This window comes from Pseudarthrobacter sp. J1763 (genome assembly GCF_050490295.1).
In the GTDB taxonomy this organism is placed as follows: domain Bacteria; phylum Actinomycetota; class Actinomycetes; order Actinomycetales; family Micrococcaceae; genus JBNPEO01.
This window is the reverse complement of sequence record NZ_JBNPEN010000011.1, coordinates 1-19,315: the sequence shown is the minus strand read 5'-3', so window position 1 is coordinate 19,315 and position 19,315 is coordinate 1. Positions and strand designations below refer to the sequence as shown.

19 protein-coding genes are annotated in these 19,315 nt (G+C 59.1%); 12 read left to right on the top strand and 7 right to left on the bottom strand.

Features of this window, described 5'->3' with window-relative positions; genetic code table 11:
* Nucleotides 1-5 precede the first annotated feature (5 nt).
* Together ispG and ACQQCD_RS10995 are read left to right on the top strand one after the other, a co-directional pair.
* Complete coding sequence (gene ispG / locus ACQQCD_RS11000) at nucleotides 6-1,172, top strand: flavodoxin-dependent (E)-4-hydroxy-3-methylbut-2-enyl-diphosphate synthase (RefSeq protein WP_430268428.1); 1,167 nt, start codon at nucleotides 6-8, stop codon at nucleotides 1,170-1,172.
* Entirely contained in the window at nucleotides 1,126-2,049 is a 924-nt protein-coding gene (locus ACQQCD_RS10995) for a GNAT family N-acetyltransferase (RefSeq protein ID WP_430268427.1), read from the top strand. Before ispG ends, ACQQCD_RS10995 begins: the two co-directional genes overlap by 47 nt.
* Here ACQQCD_RS10995 and ACQQCD_RS10990 read toward each other — a convergent pair.
* Genes ACQQCD_RS10990 through ACQQCD_RS10980 form a run of 3 tightly spaced genes read right to left on the bottom strand, consistent with a single transcriptional unit; the run spans nucleotide 2,036 to nucleotide 4,211 of the window.
* Entirely contained in the window at nucleotides 2,036-2,659 is a 624-nt protein-coding gene (locus ACQQCD_RS10990) for a TetR family transcriptional regulator (RefSeq protein ID WP_430268426.1), read from the bottom strand. The genes ACQQCD_RS10995 and ACQQCD_RS10990 overlap by 14 nt on opposite strands.
* A complete protein-coding gene (locus ACQQCD_RS10985) occupies nucleotides 2,656-3,399 on the bottom strand; it encodes an ABC transporter permease (RefSeq protein WP_430268491.1) in 744 nt (247 codons plus the stop codon). Before ACQQCD_RS10985 ends, ACQQCD_RS10990 begins: the two co-directional genes overlap by 4 nt.
* 8 nt (nucleotides 3,400-3,407) lie before the next feature.
* Nucleotides 3,408-4,211 carry an ABC transporter ATP-binding protein gene (locus ACQQCD_RS10980; protein WP_430268425.1) on the bottom strand — a complete coding sequence of 268 codons (804 nt, stop codon included), beginning with the start codon at nucleotides 4,209-4,211 and terminating at the stop codon, nucleotides 3,408-3,410.
* 468 nt (nucleotides 4,212-4,679) lie between these two features.
* Here ACQQCD_RS10980 and ACQQCD_RS10975 point away from each other — a divergent pair, with 468 nt between their 5' ends.
* Nucleotides 4,680-6,488 (top strand): proline--tRNA ligase, encoded by a 1,809-nt coding sequence (locus ACQQCD_RS10975; protein WP_430268424.1) that lies wholly within the window; start codon nucleotides 4,680-4,682, stop codon nucleotides 6,486-6,488.
* Nucleotides 6,488-7,285 (top strand): sulfite exporter TauE/SafE family protein, encoded by a 798-nt coding sequence (locus ACQQCD_RS10970; RefSeq protein ID WP_430268423.1) that lies wholly within the window; start codon nucleotides 6,488-6,490, stop codon nucleotides 7,283-7,285. Before ACQQCD_RS10975 ends, ACQQCD_RS10970 begins: the two co-directional genes overlap by 1 nt.
* A 72-nt stretch (nucleotides 7,286-7,357) precedes the next feature.
* Here ACQQCD_RS10970 and ACQQCD_RS10965 read toward each other — a convergent pair whose 3' ends face one another.
* Together ACQQCD_RS10965 and ACQQCD_RS10960 are read right to left on the bottom strand one after the other, a co-directional pair.
* The gene (locus ACQQCD_RS10965; protein ID WP_430268422.1) at nucleotides 7,358-8,386 is read right to left on the bottom strand and encodes an aminoglycoside phosphotransferase family protein; all 1,029 of its coding nucleotides are present in this window, start codon (nucleotides 8,384-8,386) and stop codon (nucleotides 7,358-7,360) included.
* A gap of 28 nt (nucleotides 8,387-8,414) precedes the next feature.
* Nucleotides 8,415-9,491, bottom strand: a complete 1,077-nt coding sequence (locus tag ACQQCD_RS10960) for a DUF4439 domain-containing protein (protein WP_430268421.1) — start codon at nucleotides 9,489-9,491, stop codon at nucleotides 8,415-8,417.
* A gap of 115 nt (nucleotides 9,492-9,606) precedes the next feature.
* Between ACQQCD_RS10960 and rimP the strand changes: the two genes are divergently transcribed.
* The 8 genes from rimP to ACQQCD_RS10920 all read left to right on the top strand — a co-directional run bounded on the left by rimP (nucleotide 9,607) and on the right by ACQQCD_RS10920 (nucleotide 17,225).
* A complete protein-coding gene (rimP, locus tag ACQQCD_RS10955) occupies nucleotides 9,607-10,188 on the top strand; it encodes a ribosome maturation factor RimP (RefSeq protein ID WP_430268420.1) in 582 nt (193 codons plus the stop codon).
* Nucleotides 10,188-11,168 carry a transcription termination factor NusA gene (nusA, locus tag ACQQCD_RS10950; RefSeq protein ID WP_430268419.1) on the top strand — a complete coding sequence of 327 codons (981 nt, stop codon included), beginning with the start codon at nucleotides 10,188-10,190 and terminating at the stop codon, nucleotides 11,166-11,168. The genes rimP and nusA overlap by 1 nt, the downstream gene beginning before the upstream one ends.
* Nucleotides 11,169-11,310: 142 nt before the next feature.
* Nucleotides 11,311-11,679: a YlxR family protein gene (locus ACQQCD_RS10945; RefSeq protein WP_430268418.1), complete on the top strand. Its 369-nt coding sequence runs from the start codon at nucleotides 11,311-11,313 to the stop codon at nucleotides 11,677-11,679.
* Nucleotides 11,680-11,831: 152 nt separating this feature from the next.
* Nucleotides 11,832-14,723 carry a translation initiation factor IF-2 gene (infB, locus tag ACQQCD_RS10940; protein WP_430268417.1) on the top strand — a complete coding sequence of 964 codons (2,892 nt, stop codon included), beginning with the start codon at nucleotides 11,832-11,834 and terminating at the stop codon, nucleotides 14,721-14,723.
* Between the two features lie 110 nt (nucleotides 14,724-14,833).
* Nucleotides 14,834-15,328 carry a 30S ribosome-binding factor RbfA gene (gene rbfA, locus ACQQCD_RS10935; RefSeq protein ID WP_430268416.1) on the top strand — a complete coding sequence of 165 codons (495 nt, stop codon included), beginning with the start codon at nucleotides 14,834-14,836 and terminating at the stop codon, nucleotides 15,326-15,328.
* A 77-nt stretch (nucleotides 15,329-15,405) separates the two neighbouring features.
* A complete protein-coding gene (truB, locus tag ACQQCD_RS10930; protein WP_430268415.1) occupies nucleotides 15,406-16,344 on the top strand; it encodes a tRNA pseudouridine(55) synthase TruB in 939 nt (312 codons plus the stop codon).
* Nucleotides 16,345-16,698 (top strand): hypothetical protein, encoded by a 354-nt coding sequence (locus ACQQCD_RS10925; protein WP_430268414.1) that lies wholly within the window; start codon nucleotides 16,345-16,347, stop codon nucleotides 16,696-16,698.
* A 2-nt stretch (nucleotides 16,699-16,700) separates the two neighbouring features.
* Nucleotides 16,701-17,225: a hypothetical protein gene (locus ACQQCD_RS10920; protein WP_430268413.1), complete on the top strand. Its 525-nt coding sequence runs from the start codon at nucleotides 16,701-16,703 to the stop codon at nucleotides 17,223-17,225.
* Nucleotides 17,226-17,404: 179 nt separating this feature from the next.
* Here ACQQCD_RS10920 and ACQQCD_RS10915 read toward each other — a convergent pair whose 3' ends face one another.
* Both ACQQCD_RS10915 and ACQQCD_RS10910 read right to left on the bottom strand, forming a co-directional pair.
* Nucleotides 17,405-17,905 carry a hypothetical protein gene (locus ACQQCD_RS10915; protein WP_430268412.1) on the bottom strand — a complete coding sequence of 167 codons (501 nt, stop codon included), beginning with the start codon at nucleotides 17,903-17,905 and terminating at the stop codon, nucleotides 17,405-17,407.
* Nucleotides 17,902-19,203, bottom strand: coding sequence for an ISL3 family transposase (locus ACQQCD_RS10910; RefSeq protein ID WP_364275828.1), 1,302 nt, complete (start codon nucleotides 19,201-19,203; stop codon nucleotides 17,902-17,904). The genes ACQQCD_RS10915 and ACQQCD_RS10910 overlap by 4 nt, the downstream gene beginning before the upstream one ends.
* Between the last annotated feature and the right edge of the window lie 112 nt (nucleotides 19,204-19,315).

Sequence of the window (19,315 nt, the reverse complement as noted above, 5' to 3'; positions counted from 1 at the left end):
CCACAGTGACCTCGGTCAGCCTGGGAATGCCCGCAGCACCACCGCCCGTACTTGCGCCTCGCCGCAAAACCCGCCAGATCAAGGTTGGATCGGTAGGTGTTGGTTCGGATTCACCCATTAGCGTGCAGTCAATGACCACCACGCCCACCACTGACATCAATGCGACGCTCCAGCAGATCGCTGAGCTGACGGCCAGCGGTTGCGACATTGTGCGCGTTGCCTGCCCATCAGCCGATGATGCAGAGGCCCTTCCGATCATCGCCAAGAAGTCGCAGATCCCCGTTATTGCTGACATTCACTTCCAGCCCAAATACGTGTTTGCGGCCATCGAAGCTGGATGCGCAGCGGTTCGTGTGAACCCTGGAAACATTCGTAAATTTGATGACCAAGTCAAGGAAATTGCGCAGGCAGCCAAGGACCACGGAACCTCCATCCGCATCGGTGTCAATGCCGGTTCCTTGGAGCCGTCCATTATGAAGAAGTACGGCAAGGCCACGCCTGAGGCCTTGGTTGAATCCGCTGTTTGGGAAGCTTCTCTCTTTGAAGAGCACGGGTTCCACGACTTCAAAATTTCGGTCAAGCACAACGACCCTGTGGTGATGGTTGCCGCATACGAGATGCTCGCCGAGAAGGGTGATTGGCCCTTGCACTTGGGCGTCACCGAGGCTGGCCCCGCTTTCCAAGGCACCATCAAGTCCGCCACGGCGTTCGGAGCGCTGTTGGCTAAGGGCATTGGGGACACCATCCGTGTGTCCCTCTCAGCTCCTCCGGTTGAAGAAATCAAGGTGGGCAACCAGATTCTGCAGTCTTTGAACTTGCGTCCTCGCAAGCTGGAGATTGTCTCCTGCCCCTCTTGTGGGCGTGCTCAGGTTGATGTTTACACCTTGGCTGAGCAGGTTACGGCTGGCTTGGAAGGTATGGAAGTACCTTTGCGTGTTGCCGTAATGGGTTGCGTTGTGAACGGCCCAGGCGAGGCTCGAGAAGCTGACCTTGGTGTTGCCTCCGGTAACGGTAAGGGCCAGATTTTTGTTCGTGGCGAGGTGATCAAAACTGTTCCTGAGGATCAGATTGTTGAAACCTTGATCGAGGAAGCCATGCGCATTGCCGAGGAAATGGGGGATTCTGATGGCGAAAACACCGCCACGGGCAGCCCCGTGGTTTCCGTTTCCTAGGGATCCGGCACGCGGGGAGCTGTTCCGGTCCGGATGGAACCCTTCCCGCTTACGGCTCTTGGGGCGTGAGGACCGTGATGAGCTGCGCGCCCTTGCGCTGGAAGATCCGGTGGCAAATGTTTTTATCCTCACCCAGCTTGATGACGCTGTGACGCCCTGGCCCCTTTCCGGGGCCAGGATCTATGGAACGTTCGACGCCGGAAAACTCACCGGTGCCTGTTGGGCGGGCGCCAACATAGTTCCGCTGAATTTTGATCCCGCATTCGCTGCGCAGTTGGCTGATGAACTGGCTGCAACGGGGCGGCGTTATGCCTCAGTATTTGGGCCAGCGGGCGCAACCTTAGCCATTGGCGGTGAGCTGCAAGCGCGCGGACATTTGGTGAAGGAGATCCGCGATTGTCAGCCGCTTATGACGATTTCTGCAGAGACGGAAGTTACTCCTGACCCTCGTGTGCGTATGAGCCACCGTGACGACTTTTCGGTTCTTTTGCCAGCGAGCGTGGCCATGTTCGAGGAGGAAGTTGGCTACTCGCCACTCACTGGCGGCGACTTCTATTCCAGACGCGTGGCGTACTTGATTAACCAAGGCCATTCAATGTCGTTCATCAGCCCGGAGGGAACCGTAGTTTTCAAAGCGGAGATCGGCGCATTAGCCGCCAGTGTTGCCCAAATTCAGGGCGTGTGGCTCAACCCCACCTATCGCGGGCAGGGCCTTAGCGCGGCATTTATGGCCGGTGTGGTGCATCTCGCGCGGGAGCTGGCACCCGTAGTGAGTCTGTATGTGAATGACTACAACACCCGGGCACTAAAAACCTATCAACGCGTGGGGTTCGCACAGCAAGGAACATTCGCCACAGTGCTGTTCACTGTGAACTGAGCAGACCAGGCAACTCTCCAGTCAGGTACCGCTGAACCGATGGCCCCACCATAGCGATCACCTGATCGGCCGGCGCTGAAGCCAACGGCTCGAGTCCCACCACGTAGCGGGCCACCATCAAACCGACAATCTGACTGGCTGCAAGATTGGACCGGAGCGCGCGCTCAGCGTCACTGCCCGGTGCGTCCTTTATCAACCGGCTCAGGACTGATTGCACCACAAATTGCCGCATCAGGGCCGTCCTAGCGCGGGAGCCTAGAGTTCCCCGTAAAAAAGCCACCAGTGTGTGCTGGGCTGGCCCGTCCCACAGCCGCAACACCGCCCTGACGGCAGCCTCGCCCCGCAACTCAAACGGCACCTCCACTAGTACCGAGAACACTTGCTCGGGGTCTATGGGAAGTTTGATGCTGTGGGCAAAGAGCTGTTCTTTGCTCTCGAAATAGTGGTGAACCATCGCCGCATCTACACCGGCGTCCCGCGCCACAGCCCGAAGGCTGGTTCCCTCGAAGCCGTGCTCCGCGAACAAGCGCGCCGCGGACGCTGTGATCTTTTCGCGCGTATCGCCAACGCCTCGCCGTCGTCCTCTGCGCGCTGTAGATTCTGCTGTCATTTGCTGCTCCGGCGCAACGTCAGTGAGGCAAACAGTAAAACGCCGACGGCGATCGCGGCAAGGAGCCAGGTGTCCCGCCAGAGCAGTGCTGTGGCCTCAGTGTTGGCCGCAATCTCCTGCAGTGCCTCCACTGAGAAGGTCAAGGGAAGCACGTTGGCCACGGCTTCAAGGACGGAGTTCATCTGGTCGCGAGCCACAAATAGTCCGCACAAAAGGATCTGTGGTACGACCACAACTGGCATAAATTGAATGGCCTGAAACTCGGTCCTAGCAAACGCTGAACACAGCAGACCCAAAGCAACGCCGAGCATGGCATTGAGGACAGCCACCAGCACCACAAGTAGCGGACTGCCTTTAACATCTAGCGCGAAGACCCAATATGCCACGGCGGAGGCAACAAGTGATTGGAGTGCTGCCATCAAAGAGAACGCGATCCCGTACCCGAAGAGGAGATCAGTTTTGTGGATAGGTGTGGTGAGGAGGCGTTCTAAGGTGCCAGTGGTCCGCTCCCGCAGCATCGTGATGGAGGTGACCAAGAACATCACCACAAATGGGAAAATTGCCAGCATCATCAATCCCACCCGATTAAAGGTTCGGGGGTGACCCGGTGGCAGGGTTTCGTTCTCGTACAGGAAGTACACAGTAGCCAAGAGGAGCGCTGGCACCACCAAAATTAGTGCGATGCTGCGCCTGTCATGCCGGAGTTGGTTGAGTACTCGTCCCGCCGTGGCCAGGGTCATTCGAATGTTCACGGCTGGGACTCCACATTCGGTTCTGCTTCGCGAATAATGCGTAAAAAGGCACGCTCCAGATCTTCGCTGTGGCCTCTCTGGGCCAGTTCGGCCGGGGTGAGTTGGGCAAGAAGCAGTCCGTCACGTAAGAGCAAAAGGTGCTGACAATGACTTGCCTCCTCCATCACGTGACTGGAAATCAGAAGTGTGGTTCCGGCGTCGGCCATGGCGGCAAAGCGTTCCCATAACTCCGCACGCAGCACCGGATCCAACCCCACGGTAGGTTCATCCAAAACCAATAGCTGCGGTTTAGAGACTAGAGCGCATGCGAGAGACACGCGGTTGAGTTGCCCGCCGGAGAGTGAAGCGGTGAGCTGCTTGCTATACGGCGCCAGTCCGACGGCGTTAATCGCCTCTGAGGCGTCCGTCTTGTTCTGGCCATGCATAGTGCCGAAGTACCGAACGTTGGCTTCAACGGAGATGTCCGGATACACACTGGCGGATTGGGTCACGTAGCCCACACTGTCCCGGAGGGTGGCGTCCCCGGCGGGCCGGCCCAGGACGGTGACTCTGCCGGAGGTGGGCCGTTGGACGCCAACAATGGTGCGCATCAGGGTGGTTTTGCCACTGCCCGAGGGGCCCAAGAGTCCTGTGATCTGCCCGGCTGGGACGTTGAAGGATAGGCCGCGCAAGATGTCCAGTTGGCTGGAGCCGAGGTGGTGGCCTTTTGCGACTTTTAGTTCGGTGACGTTGATTGCTGGCGCGCCGGAGGTGTGGGGGAGTTCTTGCGAATTCGGTGCGGGAATTGCTACATGTGCCATAGAAGGCTCCTTCGCCGAGGGCACCAGAAATAATTCATCAGATGATGAATTAAGAGTAATTCCCAGCAAATTGGCAGTCAAGGACTCTTCCGCCCAGGTTGTGGCTGACGTATTTTCAAGCTGACCGTACCGATGAGGCGTGGGTCCCTCTAGAAAGGAACACACAATGGCTGTCAGCGTAGATCTAGCTAAAGCACTCGATAAAGACTTCGAGGACAAGTTCTTCGCCGTGGCCGGTGTTCTGGTAGCGCTCGAAGGCAAAACGAAGTACTAGTAGTTCTCGCCGGACGCTGATGCCCGGCCTGATATCCAGCACTGCCCGGAGAGCAGCCGTAGGCGACTGTTCGCCGGGCTGTGCTGTTCCCGGTTGGGCGCGTCCGGAGTCCAGCCGATAGATTAGTACTGAAGTCAATGTGTCCGTGTAACGGGCAACTTTTCAGACCTGCCCTAAGAAACGGAATACTTGCTGTGATTCTTCGCCTTTCGTCCTTGTTCCTGCGAACACTTCGCGAAGACCCTGTGGATGCTGAGGTGGCCAGCCACAAGCTCTTGGTTCGCGCTGGCTATATCCGCCGAGCTGCACCGGGCATTTACACGTGGTTGCCCTTGGGCTTGGCCGTTTTGCGTAAAGTCGAGGCCATCATTCGCGAGGAAATGAACGCTATTGGTGCCCAAGAAGTACATTTCCCGGCTCTTTTGCCTCGCGAACCTTACGAGGTCACCAACCGTTGGACCGAATATGGTGAGGGGCTGTTCCGTCTCAAGGACCGCAAAGACGCTGACTACTTGCTGGCGCCCACCCACGAAGAGGTTTTTACCCTCCTGGTCAAGGACCTCTACAGCTCCTACAAGGACCTGCCGCTGAGCCTGTACCAGATTCAAAACAAGTACCGCGATGAGGCGCGTCCGCGTGCTGGCCTACTGCGCGGCCGCGAGTTCATTATGAAGGACTCCTACTCCTTCGACATCGACGACGCCGGACTGGACGCAAGCTACGCCGCCCACCGCGGCGCCTACTTGAAGATCTTCGAGCGTCTGGGACTTGAGGTGCTACCTGTGTTCGCCACGGCCGGCGCCATGGGTGGTTCCAAGAGCGAAGAGTTCTTGCACCCCACCGAGATCGGCGAGGACACCTTTGTGCGCTCCGCGGGAGGCTATGCAGCCAACGTTGAGGCAGTCACCACTGTGGTTCCAGACGCTATCGATTTCACCAATGCACCGGCAGCACAGGTTCGCGAAACGCCTGACACTCCTACGATTGACACGCTCGTGGCCGCTGCCAATGAATTGGCACCGCGTTCAGAGTCCGACGGTGGCGCCTGGACTGCCGCTGACACTTTGAAGAACGTAGTCCTTGCCGTCACGCTACCGACGGGCACTCGCCAGCTGGTGGTTATCGGTGTTCCGGGTGACCGCGCAGTGGATCTCAAGCGGGTTGAGGCCAACATCTCTCAGTTCCTCGAAGTTGGTGGGGAAGTAGGCATCGAAGCTGCTTCGGAGGAAGACCTCAAAAAGCAGGAGCTTTTGGTTAAGGGATACATTGGCCCGGGACTGAGCCTAGACGCACCGTTGCTCGGTGCTGAAGCGGCCAGCAAACTCCTCTACTTGGTAGACCCACGGGTGGTTTCTGGAACCTCATGGATCACCGGTGCCAACGCGGCCGGTAAGCACGTCTTTGGTCTCGTAGCTGGCCGTGACTTCACATGGGACGGCGTTATTGAAGCCACTGAAGTGCGCGACGGTGACCCTGCTCCGGACGGATCCGGTCCGCTTGAAACAGCGCGCGGCATCGAAATGGGTCACATTTTCCAGCTGGGTCGCAAATACGCCGAGGCGCTTGAGCTCAAAGTCTTAGACCAAAACGGAAAGCAGCAAGTGGTCACCATGGGCTCTTACGGTGTGGGTGTCACCCGCGCGGTGGCAGCACTGGCCGAGTCTAACCACGACGATCGTGGCCTGATCTGGCCGCGTTCCGTGGCACCTGCTGATGTTCACGTTGTGGCTGTTGGCCGAGGCGAAGAAATCTTCAACACAGCTGAGCAGATTGCTACCGAGCTCAACGCAGCTGGCCTTGAAGTGATTTATGACGACCGCCCCAAGGTGTCTCCGGGGGTTAAGTTCGGCGATGCTGAGCTGGTTGGTGTGCCCACGATTCTTGCTGTGGGCAAGGGACTGGCAGACGGCGTTGTTGAGATCAAGGATCGTCGCAGTGGCGTAGCTGAGAACGTACCCTTTGCCGAAGCAGTGGAATACGTGATTCGCGCCGTCCGTAGCTAGTGATTTCTGGACTCGAAACCCTCCAGCCGCTCACCCTGATCCTGATTATTCTGGCGGGGTTTGCGGCTGGTTGGGTCGACGCGGTGGTGGGCGGCGGCGGTCTCATCCAGTTACCTGTGATGTTGATGGTGCCAGGGATTAGCCCCGTTCAGGCTTTGGCCACTAACAAAATGGGCTCCATCTTCGGTACCACCACCAGCGCCATCACCTATTATCGGCGGGTCAAACCTGACCTTAAGACGGCTGTCCCCATGGCGCTAGTGGCCTTAGTGGGCAGCTTCGCCGGCGCCTCTTTGGCTGCCAACCTGCCCTCGAGCGTTTTCAAACCGATCATTGTGGTGGCTCTGATCGCCGTCGCACTTTTTACTGCGCTAAAACCGCAGCTGGGGGAGCTGACCTCGCTCCGCCATACTGGACAACGGCACTACCTCACGGCGTGCCTGATTGGGGCGGCGATCGGTTTTTATGACGGTTTGATCGGACCGGGTACCGGCTCCTTTTTGGTGATCGCTTTGGTGACTGCCATGGGATACGCCTTTATGGAAGCCAGCGCCAAGGCAAAAATCGTCAACATGGCCACGAACGCGGGAGCACTGCTGTTCTTTTTGCCGCACGGCTCGCTCTTATGGGGTTTAGGTTTGCTCCTTGGTGCCGCAAACATGGCCGGGGGATACCTTGGTGCACGGACCGCAGCCAGTAAGGGCAGCCGCTTTATACGCGTAGTTTTTTTGCTGGTGGTTGCCGCGCTCATCATCAAGCTTGGCTATGACGTTTGGAACGAAAACTTTAGGCACTAGTGAACCATCTGGTGCCACCTGTACGAACTAGCCCCCCGGCAACTAGCACCACGGCAATTAGCACCACGGAAACTAGGCTTCGCCGGGCTCGGGCAGGGTTAGCGCGGCGGGCAGGCCTGGGACTTGCCGGCCAGCCATTGTCCCGGCCACCCAGAGGGATCGCTGAAAGTCGCCACGGTGCGCGGGCTGCGAGGCGTAGCTCAGGGCGTTTTCCACTTCGCGAACTATTGCCCATTGCCTGGAAACGTCAGGATCAAGCCCGGCAACCAGACTAAAAACTTCGCAGCGTTCCACTAGAGCAGCCTCGGGGCCAGCTGGGCTGAGGTCACCAATTCGATTCCACAAAAGCGGCGCCACGGCGAATTCTGCTTCACCGATCATCGCTTGGGGATCTATTGCGAGATAGTCCTCTACGGCCGGGCCGCCGGAGTCCTGAACCCGGGCCAGAATGTTCAAATAGTGGAAATCTGTATGGACTAGTACGTCTTTGCTGAAGCGCCTGCCCACGGCACCCCGGGTCTGACAAACCTCCAACGCCGCCTCGAGTAGCCAGCGCGGAAAAGGTCTGCCCAGCATCTCCCAATCGGCGGGGAGCTCGTCACTGAATCGCTCGGCTAAAGCGGCAATGTGCTCAAATTCGTTCCACTCAGGCCGGTGATCCGGCACCAGCGATAGCTGGCGTACCAAGCCGCCCCACACCTGAGCCGCCAGGTCCATCGGTGCTTTTTGGAGTGACGACTCGGCGCCAAGGCGTTCAAGGAGCAAGGTGCAGGACGCTGGGTCTTCGCGCAGCAAGCGCACGGATCCGTTGCCGCCCCACAAGCGCAAAGCTGCTGCCTCTACCGTGGCCTCAGCATGCGGGAAGGCGATCTTCAAAACTGCGGTGCCGTCGTCGTCGTTCCTTTTCTCTTTTACCGGAACCACCAACGCCCCGTGACCGTTCCACGGCAGCTGACCCGGAACCAAAGCAAGCTCAAGGTCCCACTCGGTTAAGCGAGCCTCAACCAGTTCCGGTACCCGGGCAAGCCAATCCCGTCCGCCGCTGATCCGGGAGATCCGGCGGGAGAAAGAATCGGGGATCGGGATGGTACTCAGGCCCATCGTGCGGTCTCTCCAGAGGCAGCCATCGCTATGGCCCAAAGCTAGGGAGAGCTGGCAAAGATTTGACATCCACATTCAGCCCGGGGAGTGCTTCTTGTGTGCCGGCCCAAGCACTGCTGCGCTGATAGCTCGCATACAAAATTGATTCCGCCCATTCCCGGGTGCTGCCCTCGGAGAGCGCCACAGCGTCGACGTAAGGCTCCAAAGCGGCTTTCTCTACACCGGCCAAGCCCTGGACTGGGTCTGCAGTGAAGCCGGACGGCAAGGCGTAGCCCGGCTGAGCGGGGGAGGGGATAACACATTGCGCCGTGGCCAGAGCGAGTGCTTGCTGGAGCGTCTCTTGGTGTGCGGTCAAGCCTTTCTGGGCGTAATTCTGCATTTCTGGTGCCAACCGGGTGAGTGCCACTTGGTATAGATAAATGCTGCGTTGTTCACTTTGCACCGCCGAAGCAATGGCAGCCGCGGCACCCGTAGCTGCAGGTGCCGCCACTGGGGTTCCGCTGCACGCCGGAACTTTAGTGAAGCCTGCAAAACGTGGGTCACTGACGTTTGAAAGTTTGGCCAGTTTCGCCAGCGTTACCGAGGCAAAAGATCTCGAAACACCGGCAGAAGCGAAGGTCCGCGCCATTCCTGGTTCTTGGCCCAATGATTCCTTGAGCAAATTGGCTCCGGAATTGCGGATGGCCACCACAAGTTCACCGGGGGTCTTGTATTTGGCGGCAAAAGCGGTGGGGCTTGGTGTGGACCCGTTGCTTTCTAATCCAGCGTCAAATCGTTCCTGATCAAACTCGGGACCATTGGGATGGAGCAATGCGCGGGCCTGGACCTCGAGCAAATCTGCCATCTCTTGCCACGAGGAGCGCGTCAGGGCATCCAACGCCGTTGACTTGTCCTGCGCCCATGCGCGGCTCTCGAGGCTGAGTTCGCGGGACTCGTTCAAAGCCGCCAAACGTTGTGTTTCTGGAGTGGAAAGTGGCTCAACAAGAGGATGAGCCGGGCGGGTGAGGAAGGTGCCAACACTCACCGTAACCATGGCAACCGACGCAAAAAGAACAAGGCACTTCCATAGAGCGAAGCGGCGCTTGTTGCTTGCAGTGGTATTCACAAGAATCGATGATGCCATGAACGTCACACACCCGCTGACACTTTCCATGCACCATGTGGCCCAGATTCTCGATAGTGTATATACACAACTAATCAACATGGGAGGCGGCCGACCAATGAGCGACGCAGAATCCGGGGCAAACGGCACCACCGCTGCCGAATCACTCCGCCTCAGAGAATTGCTTGAGCCTTCCGTGCTGGCCCAGCGTCTTTTTCTTGAAGACGTCATCATCCACACCGGCGGAACCAATCGCACGGTTCACGTAGTGGTGGACTTGCCTGAAGAAGAGACCGGTGGCGTGAGCTTGGACGCTATCGCCGAGGTCTCTCGAGTTTTGTCCGAGGCACTAGACAATGACCCGCACGATGACGGCCAGCCCTATGACTTGGAAGTTTCTTCCCCGGGTGTGGGCCGTCCGCTGACCGAAGTTCGCCACTGGCGCCGAGCCAAGGGACGTATGGTGCGGATCAACCTAGTAGAGGGCGAGAAGTTGTTGGGCCGTATCGTTTCGGTCGCCGACAGCAACGTCACGGTTATCCCGGAAATTGAAGTCAAAAAAGGCATGAAAGCCAAACAAGGCGAAGCCACGAGTATCCCGTTTACGAACATTCGTAGCGGAAAAGTAGAAGTCGAATTCAGCCACCTCAACGAGGACGAGCTGATTGAAGAACCCAACCTTGCTTCTGAGGAGGCCTAATGGATATTGACATGAGCGCGTTGAGGCTCCTAGAGCGAGAACGCGAAATTCCGCTGGACATGCTCATCCCCACCATCGAACAAGCACTTTTGGTGGCCTATCACAAGACCTCCGGTGCCTTCGAACTAGCTCGCGCTGAGCTGGATCGCAAGACCGGTCACGTCACCATTTGGGCCGCTGAAATCGACGACGACGGCGAGAAAATCGGTGAGTTCGAGGACACTCCGGCTGGCTTCGGCCGTATTGCTGCGAGCACTGCTCGTCAGATCATTCTGCAGCGCTTGCGCGATGTAGAGGATGACAACGTTCTTGGCGAATTCAAGGGCCGCGAAGGTGAACTCGTTGCCGGTCAGATCCAGCAGGGGCACAACCCGCACATGGTGCAGGTTAACCTCGGTGTTGTTGAAGCCCTGTTGCCACCGCCCGAGCAGGTTCCTGGTGAAAAGTACATCCACGGTAACCGCTTGCGTGCGTTCGTTGTTGACGTTCGCCGTGGCCAAAAGGGTCCTTCCATCACCCTGTCACGCTCGCACCCTGGCTTGGTTCGCAAGCTTTTTGAATTGGAAGTTCCGGAAATTGCTGACAAGTCTGTAGAGATCGTTGCCTTGGCACGCGAAGCCGGACACCGAACCAAAATGGCTGTTAAAGCTAAGACCCCCGGCATCAATGCCAAGGGTGCTTGCATTGGCGAAATGGGTTCACGCGTCCGCGCAGTAATGACTGAGCTCAACGACGAGAAGATCGACATTGTTGACTTCAGCGACGACCCGGCAACATTCATTGCCAACTCGCTTTCACCTTCACATGTGAACTCCGTCACCATTATTGATGAGGCGGCTCGCTCTGCTCGAGTAGTAGTCCCGGACTACCAACTTTCCTTGGCGATCGGCAAAGAGGGGCAGAATGCCCGGCTGGCAGCCAAGTTGACCGGCTGGCGCATTGATATTGTCTCTGACGCCGCGGTGGCCAAGCCAGAGTAGTTACTAAAAACGGGTCCTAGTCCAGCGGCTAGGGCCCGTTTTTATCGCCCACGTCCTAATTCATCAATTCGGGCGCTAGTGCAACAAGCGCTAGACTGGTTGAGGCTGAGTTCCCCGGCCGGTATCCAATGTAGGGCCATTAGTGCCCAAGAGTTCGCGCAAGGCGGCAAGTGTGCTTGAAGAAGTGACATCGCCTGAACGGACTTGTATTGGTTGCCGTGGTCGCGAGGCTCAGCATCGGCTCATTCGACTTGTAGCCGTCAATAGTGATTCGGATTCTTCCGCGATCACTGTGGACGTCCGCCGTCGTATGTCCGGAAGGGGAGCATGGCTGCATCCCCGCCAAGAGTGTTTTGCTTTGGCAAACAAAAAACGAGCTTTCGCCCGGGCCCTTAATGGGGTTTCAGACGTCAAGGCCGTCCAAGAGTTCTTGGCACAAGAATTACTTGCAGACCCGGCACCTGCCGAGTCCGTAAGAACCGTCCAACCTGAAAGCGGGTCTGAAATCTGATGGAAACCCGATGAGTTCCCAGCGATGAGTAAGCAACGATGACAACTTTGTTGCGCTCTGCAAAGACCCTTTTTGCCAACAATTTGGTGAAGGGTCGCAGTAAGTATTAGACGGTTCGTGCCTGGCTCGGTGCGGACCGAGACAGGAGAAATGTGGCCAAGGTCCGCGTACACGAGCTCGCCAAAGAGCTCGGCATAACTTCCAAAGACGCAGTTGCTAAACTGCAAGAGTTGGGAGAATTCGTTCGTTCCGCCTCGTCAACAATCGAGGCACCCGTTGTGAAGAAACTTCGCGACGCATACCCGGGTGCAGCAGCTGCACCCGCCGCTGCAAAGGCAGCACCCAAGTCGGCGCCTTCACCGGCACGCCCGGCGACGCCGGCTGCAAGTGCGCCGGCAACCCCTGCGGCACCTGCTGCCTCCAGCCCTGCAGCGCCTGCCCCGGCAGCCTCCAGCAGCGCCCCAGCAGTATCGCCTAGCCCCGCAGCCCCCGCTGCGAGCACACCGGCCGCATCGGGCGCCAAGCCCGGCGCACGTCCGGCGCCGCGTCCGGCAGCAGAGGCTCCTAGCCGCAACGAAAACCCACGCAATTCCGAGTCCTCCCGTCAGGGTGGGGCTCCGCGTCCGGGCGGTCCCCGTCCCGGTAACAACCCCTTCGCAACCTCACAGGGCATGCCCCGTGGCGGCCGCGATTCCGAGCGTGCACCTCGTCCCGGTAACAACCCCTTCGCTCAGTCGCAGGGTATGCCGCGTCCGGGTGGCTCACGCAACGAAGGCGAACGCCCCGGTGGTCCCCGTCCCGCTGCTGGTGCCGGTGGACCTCGTCCAGGTGCACCGCGTCCGGCTGGTGCTCGTCCCGCCGCAGGCGCTGGTGGACCTCGTCCTGCTGGTGCCGGTGGAAACCGTCCCGGTGGAGCTGGCGGAAACCGTCCTACTCCGGGCATGATGCCGAACCGTACCGAGCGTCCGGCTCCGGCTGGCGCAGGCCGTCCGGGTGCACGCCCGGGTGGACCGGGCCGGCCAGGCGGAGCTCCGGGTGGAGCTCCCGGTGCCGGTGGCGGCGCTCCGGCAGGCGGTGGCTTCGGTAAGGGTGGTCGCGGTCGCGGCGGAACCCAGGGCGCCTTCGGTAAGGGTGGCGCAGGTCGCGGTAAGCAGCGCAAGTCCAAGCGCGCAAAGCGTCAGGAACTTGAGCAGATGAGTGCTCCGTCGCTGGGTGGAGTATCCGTACCCCGCGGCGATGGCAACACTGTGGTGCGTTTGCGCCGCGGTTCCTCGATCACTGACTTCGCTGACAAGATCGAGGCAAACCCCGCAGCATTGGTGACAGTGCTTTTCCACTTGGGCGAGATGGCAACTGCCACCCAGTCCTTGGACGAAGAGACCTTTGCCCTCTTGGGTGAAGAGCTCGGCTACAAGCTTCAGGTTGTTTCCCCTGAGGACGAAGAGCGCGAATTGCTCTCCGGCTTCGACATCGACTTCGATGCTGAGCTTGAGGCTGAAGGCGATGAAGAACTTGAGGCTCGTCCTCCAGTAGTTACCGTGATGGGTCACGTTGACCACGGTAAGACTCGCTTGCTTGATGCCATCCGCAACTCTGACGTTGTTGCAGACGAGCACGGTGGTATCACCCAGCACATCGGTGCCTACCAGATCACCACTCCTCACGAGGGTGTAGACCGTCAGATCACCTTCATCGATACTCCGGGTCACGAAGCGTTTACTGCTATGCGTGCTCGTGGTGCAAAGGTTACTGACATCGCCATTTTGGTGGTTGCAGCGGACGACGGCGTTATGCCTCAGACTGTTGAAGCCCTCAACCACGCGCAGGCAGCTAACGTGCCGATCGTTGTGGCAGTGAACAAGATCGATAAGGAAGGCGCTAACCCGGATAAGGTCCGTGGTCAGCTGACCGAATACGGTTTGGTTCCTGAAGAGTACGGTGGCGACACCATGTTCGTTGAGGTCTCTGCTCGCCAGAACCTGAACATCGACGAGCTGCTCGAAGCTGTTCTGCTCACCGCAGATGCCGCTTTGGACATGCGCGCCAACCCGGACAAGGACGCTCGCGGTATTGCTATCGAGGCGAACTTGGACAAGGGCCGCGGTGCTGTTGCAACCGTTCTGGTTCAGTCCGGTACCTTGCGCGTTGGTGACACGATCGTTGCGGGCACGGCTCACGGCCGCGTTCGTGCAATGTTCGACGACGACGGTAGCGCCATCTCCGAAGCCGGTCCTTCGCGTCCGGTGCAGGTTTTGGGTCTGTCCAATGTCCCGCGTGCAGGTGACACCTTCTTTGTGACCGGTGACGAGCGCACGGCACGTCAGATCGCTGAAAAGCGTGAAGCCGCTGACCGTAACGCAGCACTGGCCAAGCGTCGTAAGCGCATCAGCCTTGAAGACTTCGATCAGGCTGTTGCTGATGGCAAGATCGACACCCTTAACCTCATCCTCAAGGGTGACGTTTCCGGTGCCGTGGAAGCCTTGGAAGACGCATTGCTCAAGATCGACGTTGGAGAAGGCGTGCAGTTGCGCGTTATCCACCGCGGTGTTGGTGCCATCACGCAGAACGACGTCAACCTGGCAACAGTGGACAGCGCCGTTATCATCGGCTTCAACGTCAAGCCTGCTGAGCGTGTTGCTGACTTGGCTGACCGTGAAGGCGTTGACATGCGCTTCTATTCGGTCATCTACGCGGCCATCGATGACATTGAGCTTGCACTCAAGGGCATGCTCAAGCCTGAGTACGAGGAAGTTCAGCTCGGTACTGCCGAGGTGCGCGAGGTATTCCGCTCTTCCAAGTTCGGCAACATTGCCGGTTCCATCGTGCGTACGGGTGTTATCCGCCGTAACACGAAGGCCCGCATCAGCCGTGACGGCAAGATCATCGGTGACAACCTCACGGTGGAGACGCTCAAGCGCTTCAAGGACGACGCCACTGAGGTCCGCACGGACTTCGAGTGTGGTATCGGTCTTGGTTCGTTCAACGACATCAACGAGGGCGACATCATCGAGACCTTCGAGATGCGCGAAAAGCCGCGCGTCTAAAGGCTCTGGAGCCACAAGAGTGAACGGTAGTACCACGTGCGGGGCCGCGGGATTTTTCCTGCGGCCCCGCCGTGGCGTATCTCATTGAATTAGTTTTCCCAGGAGGAATCATGGCCGATCCGGCCCGCGCCGCGAAGCTGGCGCAACGTATCAAGGTTGTAGTTGCCGAGGCACTTCGCAAGGTGGTTAAGGACGAACGAGTTCTCAACGTCACCATCACGGACGCACGTGTGACCAATGACCTGCAGCACGCAACGGTTTACTACACGGCTTTCGGCGACGAAACAGCCCAACAGGACGCCTCAGCAGCATTGACCAAAGCAACCGGCATTTTGCGCCGCGAAGTAGGACGCAACATTACGGTTCGTCTCACCCCAACCCTTGAGTTTGTGGCTGACGAGATCCCGGTCAACGCATCCAACCTTGAAGCTCTACTCCGGGTTGCCAAGGAACGCGACGCCGAGCTGGCTCAACTAGCCGCTGGTGCCGTGCACGCAGGCGACGCAGACCCGTACAAGTCCGCCATCGATGACGCTGACTTTGACGACGAGGACGACGAGGACGACGACGAGGACCAAGAAAGCGCAGAATCACCGCGCTCCTAGTTCTGCCTTAGTCGGTACATTCCTTCCAGGCTTATAGGTGCGCAGGCTCCCGGGCCTGTGCACCTATACTGGAAGGCGTGCTTTCTGGACTCGTAATCGTTGATAAACCGCAGGGCTTTACTAGCCATGACGTGGTGGCGAGGATGCGGCGGCTGGCCGGCACTCGCAAGGTGGGCCACGCCGGAACGCTAGACCCCATGGCCACCGGAGTCCTGGTGATTGGAGTCAACAAAGCAACTCGATTGTTGACCTACATCGTCGGCACTACCAAAACATATACCGCCACCATTCGTTTAGGGCAGAGCACCATCACGGACGACGCCGAGGGCGAGTTCACCTCCTCAGCCTCCACGGTGAATATCACCGAAGAAGCGGTCCGGGCGCAGATTGCCGTACTCAGTGGCGAGATCCAACAAGTACCCAGCAGCGTGAGTGCCATCAAAGTCAACGGCGAACGTTCATACGCACGCGTGCGTGCTGGCGAAGAAGTGCAACTGGCAGCCCGCCCGGTGACCATCCACCGATTTGAACTCCATTCCTTCACCAGACCTGATGGAGAAGACGTTGTTGACCTGGATGTCACAGTTGAATGTTCTTCGGGAACCTATATCCGGGCTTTGGCCAGAGACTTGGGGCAGGCGCTGAACGTCGGTGGACACCTGACGGCACTACGCCGCACCCATGTTGGGCCGTACAGCATCGAGCAGGCAAGCACTCTTGAAGAGCTAGCAGAGGAGTTCAAGCTCCTTGATATGTCTGACGCTGCTCGTGCACTGATGCCTAACCGAATTCTCACTGCCGAGGAAGTCACGGAGCTCTCCTTTGGCCGCCGAATCGCAGCATCGGCTGATTCAAGTAGCGATGCAAAGGTGTCTACGGCGGAAGAGCCTGTGGCTGCTTTTGCACCGGACGGGACGCTCATTGCTTTGTTGGCTGATTCCGGCAAATATGCCAAGCCGGTACTTGTTTTTGAACCCGGCAACGGTGGTTCGTCCGCAACGGAGGAAAAAAACTAAGTGGACGGTTATTTTTATGCCATTCTCGCCGTCGGACTGTGCTCCACTCTGATTTGTCTTGGGGCGGGCATTATGCGCAAGGCCCCCAACGACGTCACGCTGTTGTCTGTTGTGGCTGTAGAACTGAGCATGTTCGTTTATTTGGTGGGCTCAATTGTCCGTTCCATTGCGGGGGAGCACATCGCAGGGGAACAGTGGGAGTTCTGGGGTTACATGCTCACAGCGCTGCTGGTTCCCGTTGCGGCTGTCTATTGGGCAGTCCTTGAACGCACCCGGTGGAGCAATTTTGTTTTGGCGGCGGTGGGTATCAACTCGCTGGTGATGGCCGCGCGTATGAATCAGATCTGGTACTAGGCATGCAGGAAGAACAAGCTATGGAGCACCACAACAGCGCCGCCAGCAAGCAAGAGAGCAACAAGCCGGAGACCAACAAGCCGGAGACCACCGAGCCGGAGACCAACAAGGCAGAGAGTGGTCAGGCTGTGTCTAACACCCGAAACACCGGACCAGGCCGTCTACTGATTGCCGTGTATGGGATTTTTGCCCTCGCCGCCACAGCGCGCGCCGGCTACCAAATCGCTACCAAGTTCAGCGAAGCTCCCGTGGCCTACTCGCTTTCGGCCTTCGCGGCGATCGTGTACATCGTTGCCACAATCTCCTTAGCCAAAGCCGGTACAAACTGGTTTAAAGTTTCGCTGGTGGCACTGATCGTCGAATTGCTCGGCGTCCTTGTTGTGGGTTTCTTGAGCATCGCCGACTCTGTGGCCTTCCCGCACCAAACTGTTTGGTCAGGCTTTGGTCAGGGCTACGGATACGTTCCGCTGCTCTTGCCGATTATTGGACTCATCTGGCTCTACCGTCGCAAGCCTGCAGCTCACTAAATTCTCGGCTATTGGCTGTTTAGATCTTTTGTCACGAGCACAAGTCGAGGCAAAAAACGCCCTTGCTGAAACCAGAACTTCTGGGTTTCAGCAAGGGCGTCTTTTATGGTTCCTAGTGCTACGTCATTCAGCGCCTGTTACCTCAGCGCCTGTTACCTCAGCACCTGTGACTTCAGCGGCTATTTGTTGCCGAAAAGTCCGCCGAGCAAACCACCAAGACCGCCCTGCTGGTTCTGCTGATCCTTAGTTGGCGCAGGATCGCCTTCGGGAAGATCAACGTTGATCACCTCACCCGGCTGTAGGTCTGCGCCATTAGGTGCCTCCGACTGCTCCGGGGTAGTCGGCGTCTGAGTGTCTTGATCGGAGAAGTTGGGGTCAACGGACGTGCTCTGGTCCTGGGCTTGTTGTGAGGAACCTTGCGCTTGGCCACCGCCAAGGATGTTGCCCAAAATATCCCCAAATCCGCCTTGGCTGGCCTGGCCCGGGGCAGCACTACCACTGCCACCGCCGAACATTCCGCCAAGGGAACCGAGGATGCTACCAAGCACCCCACCGCCGGCGCCACTACCGGTGGAGGCACCCTGACCTCCGCCCAACAAGCCACCCAGAATGGAACCTAGGTCAGTTCCACCAGCCTGAGTTGTTCCGGCATCCGTGGTTTGACGGCTCTTCGGAATCAAGGGTGTAGCGAGGGTCTGAAACCTCCGGCCTCGAGCAGGCTCCTGGCTGTGTAGTTCGCGAGGTTGCGGAAGCCGAGCGCGGAGCCGCGGAGGTGCTCGAGTCGGCCGTTGATCGCCTCTGTCGGACCGTTGCTCGTGCCGGGCAGGTCGAAGAACGCGAGGACGTCCGCGGCGCGCTGCTTCAACGTCCGACCGAGCCGGCGAATCTCGGCCAGCATCGCGGGGACGCCGCTGCTGACGGAATCGATCACCGACCGCATCATCTCCTTCGCCTTCTTCTTGTCGGGTTCGCGGTAGGCGGCGACGATGCGCTGGTAGATGCCCCAGGTCGCTTCGACCTCGACGTGCTCCTCGACCGCGAACACCGCGTCCAGCCGTGCGGTCTGCTTCTCGGTGAGGAAGCTCACGCCGGTGTGGAGGGTGCGGCGGACCCCGTAGAGCGGGTCCCCGGCGTGACCGCGGTGCCCGAGAGTGTCCTGCTGAACCCTCTGCCGGGTCCGGTCCAGGGCGTCACCGGCGAGCCGGACGACATGGAACGGATCCATCACCGGGACCGCGTCGGGGAGTTCCTCGGACGCGGCGGTCTTGAACCCACTGAACCCATCCATCGCGACCACTTCGATCTGCTTCGACCACTCCTTGGGCCGGGCGGCGAGCCACTGCTTGAACACCGCCTTCGACCGACCCTCGACCATGTCCAGCAGCCGTGCGGGACCTGTCTTGTTGCGGGCGGGCGTGAGGTCGATGATCACGGTCACGTACTTGTCACCGAACCGGGTGTGACGCCAGACGTGCTCGTCGACGCCGATCGTGGTGACGCCGTCGAACCTGGCCGGATCGTCGATCAGCCGCCGCTTGCCCTCGGCGAGGATCGCGGTGTTCGCGGTGTGCCACGACACACCCAGGCCTGCCGCGGCGCGGGAGACGGTGAGGTGGTCGACCACGATCGCCTTCAGCGCCCACCCGACCCCGCCGCGGGAGATCTTCGCCCGCGGCGCCGCCGCGTTCGTCGTGTCCTGCCGCCAGGTGCGGCGGCAGTGGCCGCACCGGTAGCGGCGCACCCGCACCAGCAGCGTCGTGGGCCGGTGCCCGAACGGCTCGTGCGCGAGCGGACGCGTCACGGTGTCGCGCGGCACGCCCTCGGCGCCGCACTTCCGACACCACGGGTCATCGTCAACGACGCGGCACTCGAGTACCGCCCGGTCGGGCTCGATCAACTGGCCGATGGCTTCGAGGCCGAGCTCATCGAGACGGCAGAACGTGGTGAGGTCAGGGGTCGCGAACGTAGGGTGGTGCAAGTCGAGGTCTTCCGGCAGATGGGCAGTGTGAGAACTTCCATCCTGGAAGACCTCGACGTCTATCCACGAACCAGCCGCCGACCCTCGACTACACCCTCAACTGCGAAGAGCC

Excerpts from the sequence above, each read along its gene's own strand:
- rimP (WP_430268420.1), top strand. The coding sequence starts at position 9,607 with ATGAGCGACGCAGAATCCGGGGCAAACGGCACCACCGCTGCCGAATCA.
- ACQQCD_RS10920 (WP_430268413.1), top strand. The coding sequence starts at position 16,701 with ATGCAGGAAGAACAAGCTATGGAGCACCACAACAGCGCCGCCAGCAAG.
- ACQQCD_RS10985 (WP_430268491.1), bottom strand. The coding sequence starts at position 3,399 with ATGACCCTGGCCACGGCGGGACGAGTACTCAACCAACTCCGGCATGAC.
- ACQQCD_RS10965 (WP_430268422.1), bottom strand. The coding sequence starts at position 8,386 with ATGGGCCTGAGTACCATCCCGATCCCCGATTCTTTCTCCCGCCGGATC.
- ACQQCD_RS10980 (WP_430268425.1), bottom strand. The coding sequence starts at position 4,211 with ATGGCACATGTAGCAATTCCCGCACCGAATTCGCAAGAACTCCCCCAC.
- ACQQCD_RS10995 (WP_430268427.1), top strand. The coding sequence starts at position 1,126 with ATGGCGAAAACACCGCCACGGGCAGCCCCGTGGTTTCCGTTTCCTAGG.
- rbfA (WP_430268416.1), top strand. The coding sequence starts at position 14,834 with ATGGCCGATCCGGCCCGCGCCGCGAAGCTGGCGCAACGTATCAAGGTT.
- nusA (WP_430268419.1), top strand. The coding sequence starts at position 10,188 with ATGGATATTGACATGAGCGCGTTGAGGCTCCTAGAGCGAGAACGCGAA.
- ACQQCD_RS10990 (WP_430268426.1), bottom strand. The coding sequence starts at position 2,659 with ATGACAGCAGAATCTACAGCGCGCAGAGGACGACGGCGAGGCGTTGGC.